The organism is Parafannyhessea sp., from assembly GCF_051876455.1.
In the GTDB taxonomy this organism is placed as follows: domain Bacteria; phylum Actinomycetota; class Coriobacteriia; order Coriobacteriales; family Atopobiaceae; genus Parafannyhessea.
The window spans coordinates 1-2,508 of sequence record NZ_JBJEHW010000136.1; the positions used below are offsets into that span (position 1 = coordinate 1).

2 protein-coding genes are annotated in these 2,508 nt (G+C 68.3%); one reads left to right on the forward strand and one right to left on the reverse strand.

The annotated features are described in order from the left end of the window. On the forward strand, positions 1-467 hold a 467-nt coding region (locus ACI38Z_RS06120), incomplete at its 5' end, for a Gfo/Idh/MocA family oxidoreductase (protein ID WP_439789310.1). 90 nt (positions 468-557) lie between these two features. On the opposite strand, the gene ACI38Z_RS06125 is transcribed toward ACI38Z_RS06120, so the two are convergent. Further along, complete coding sequence (locus ACI38Z_RS06125) at positions 558-2,342, reverse strand: class I mannose-6-phosphate isomerase (RefSeq protein ID WP_439789311.1); 1,785 nt, start codon at positions 2,340-2,342, stop codon at positions 558-560. Between the last annotated feature and the right edge of the window lie 166 nt (positions 2,343-2,508).

Below are 2,508 nucleotides of genomic sequence, written 5' to 3' on the forward strand. Positions count from 1 at the left end.
GCATCCCCGACCGCGTCCATGGGGAGCTGCGCCAGCTTCAGGGCAAGGGCATGGCGAACGACTACTTTGACTTTGACCTGTACTACGACGACCGCAACCTCAAGGCCACGGCACACGCCAACTACATGAGCGCCTACCTGCGCCCCAGCTTCGAGGTCTATGGGGACAGAGGTTCCTTCGTGAAGTTTGACAAGGACCAGCAGGAGCGCGACCTCAAGCACTTCTACCTTCCCAAGGGGCACGACGACTTTGGCCTGGACTCTCAGAAGCAGTGGGGGCAGCTGCGCTGGCAGGACGACGCCGGCCACATGCACGAGGAGCGGGTCGAGACGGTGCGCAGCACCTACAGCCAGTGGTACGACGCCCTGTACGACACGCTGGTCAACGGCGCGGAGCCGCTCGTGAAGCCCGAGGAGACCATCGCGCAGATTCGCATCCTCGAGGACGCAGCCAGGCAGCTTGCGTAGGCAGTGCAAGACCCAGCGCAACTAGTGGAGAAGGACGAGCCGCCTTGGCTGTGGCTCGTCCTTCTCCCCCTACTCGGCCTTGCCGGTTGCCTAGTTGCGGACGGATGCCTGCACGTAGGTGATCTTCTCACCCGGGGTCGCGGGCGCGACGGTGTAGGCGCCGGCCGCGCTGGGGACGATGAACGTCTCCGCGTAGTGGACGTGGAACGGGGCGAAGGCGCCGGTGGGGCTCGTGACGGTGGCCGCGGTGCCGCCCACCAGGTTGAGCATGTGGACGCCGGCGGTGGCGTTGTGCGCGCAGGCCGTGGTGACGGTGTAGCGGCGGGACTCGATGGGCTCCAGCTCGTGGAGGCCGGTGCGCTCCTCGCGCACGCCGCCCGCGTCGCGCAGGAGCCGCACGTGGTTCACCAGGTTGCGTCGGACCCAGCCGGTGGTGCGGTCCCACCGGATGTTGGCGAGGCCGTCCTCCACGTGGACGGGGCGCGGGCGGCCGTCCAGGCCCAGGCGGTCCCAGTCCCAGAGCTTGTACGTGAAGATGTAGGGCGTGGCGCTTATCTCCAGCACCATGCAGCCCGCCGCGGAGCAGTGCACGGTGCCCGCGGGGATGAGGAAGTGGTCGTGCGGGCGCGCGGGGAAGCGGTTGACGTAGCGGTCGGCGTCAAACGGGCGGCCGCCGCGCTGGGCGGCGCGCAGGTCGCGGGCCATGGCGTCGCGGTCCACGCCCTCGCGGAGGCCCAGGTACACGGTGGCATCGGGCGCAGCGTCCAGGATGTAGTAGCTCTCGTCCTGCGTGTAGGGCATGCCGTAGTGGGACCTGATGTACTCCGTGAGCGGGTGGACCTGCAGGCTCAGGTTCTGGCCGCCCATGGTGTCCAGCAGGTCGAACCTGATGGGGAACTCCGCGCCAAAGCGGCTGTAGTTCTTCTGGCCCAGCAGCTCCACGGGGTGCGCGAGGACCACGTCCATCGCGGGGACCTCCACGCGGACGACGCCGTAGCGCAGGTAGATGCTGTTCTCCTCCGGCACGCCGTCGAAGCTCCAGGCGTAGTTGGGCCGGCTGGGATCCAGGCCAAAGCGGCGCTTCATCCACTGGCCGCCCCAGACGCCCGGGTCAAAGTACGGCACGAGCCTGAAGGGGCGGCGGACCACCTGCTGCAGCCCGGCGCGGAACGCCCGGCCGCGCAGGAGCCTGGGCTCGGGCGCGTTGGTGTCCAGCAGGTAGTCGATACGGCCGAGCAGGCCAGCCTTGAGCTTGTCTGCCAGGCGCCACTCTATAAAGTAGCCGCGCTTGAACTTGCGCAGTACGTCCTCCCGCGGGTTGTTCCAGAAGTGGTTGGGCATGCCGGCGCGGTACCTGAGCTGGATCTGCCAGCGCGCAAGGTCGCAGTAGACCAGCTGGCTGGGGACGTCCGCCCCGGTGGCGGCGATGGCCTCCGCAATGAGGCTTGCGCCAAAGCCGTAGAGAAGGACGCGCCCTCCCGCCTGGAGCGTCTGGCGGCAGCGGTTGGCGGCGGCCTGCAGGCGCGCCTGGTCTACCAGATCGCTTAGCGTGCCGTAGAACATGACGCCGCGGACGCGGTCCTCCGTCACGTGGGGGCGCAGGGTCGTGTCGATCGTAGCGGGGTCGAGGTAGGTCTCCTCCGCCGTGACGGTGAACGCCGGGCGGCAGGCCTGCTCGAGCATGCCGCGGACCTCGGGCGCGACGCCCGGGTAGCACTCCGCCACCACGAGCGGCGCCGTGAGCCCGGACGCGAGCTCTTGCGTGACGGCCTCGCGGCCCGCAAACGCGTCGCCGTCGAACCCCGGCACGCGGACCTCGGGCTCGAGGTCGTAGTTCTTCTCGCTCGCTTGCGCCGCACCCTCCGCAGCTGTCATCGCGCCCTCCGCTTCCGTCGCGTCATGTTGTTACGACATTTTATATGAGGACGCAGGCGAGGCGCACGCACATTCGCATGCTCACCGCTGGCAGGAGGCGAGCGTACTTCTCCCCTAGCTTTGTCGCATTGGTCGGAGCGCCAACAAAGGGGAACGTATGGCTCGT

Coding starts and splice junctions, on each gene's coding strand:
- ACI38Z_RS06125 (WP_439789311.1), bottom strand. CDS start 2,342: ATGACAGCTGCGGAGGGTGCGGCGCAAGCGAGCGAGAAGAACTACGAC.